General features: G+C 44.6%; 1 protein-coding gene. It reads right to left on the reverse strand.

What is annotated here, in order from left to right; genetic code table 11:
• The coding region (locus R7R24_RS27710; RefSeq protein WP_318120277.1) for an acyltransferase at positions 1–646 on the reverse strand (646 nt) is incomplete at both ends.

Consider the following 646-nt stretch of genomic DNA (forward strand, 5'->3'; position numbering starts at 1 on the left):
AGTCTTGGCTGATTTCGAGAACAAATAACTCATCGCCAAGGCTCCCGCCCCACTTAACACAATCCACACAGGGATCACCCATGCCGGATGACCGGTATACCAACCAAACTCTTTCATTGGCCATAAGAAGATTGGGTGAAGTAAGTAAATGCCCAAGCTGTGCTGGCTGATAAAACTCACCACTTTCTGCACGTTCTTCGGCAACCCTTCCCCAAAATACCGACACAGCATAAAAATCATCGATGCCGCCAAAATCACGTTCAATGTTTTGTATGACAACCAACGCCCCACGGTGTATTTCTCCGCTTCCAAACTGTTGGTCACCACCATGGTGAATGTCACGGCTAACGCCACCAATCCAAACCCAGTGAACAACGTCACCATAGAACGATTTAGTGGCACTTTTTGAAATAGTACATAACCCAAAGGCAGATAGCCCATATAGAGCCACATTTGGTTACTCCATGGCCCATCAATCTTGAACAGGAATAACGTGCTAGTGAACATCCAAAAAGCCAGATAGGTATAGAGGACATTGTCATCGACATTACGTGCAATCCATTGGAATAGAGGAATCACGAAATACAGTGGAATAAAGTAATAGAAGAAGCCTAAATGGTAATAGGTGGCATGAAACGGACTATTA

The sequence above is a fragment of the Vibrio sp. 704 genome (assembly GCF_033339295.1).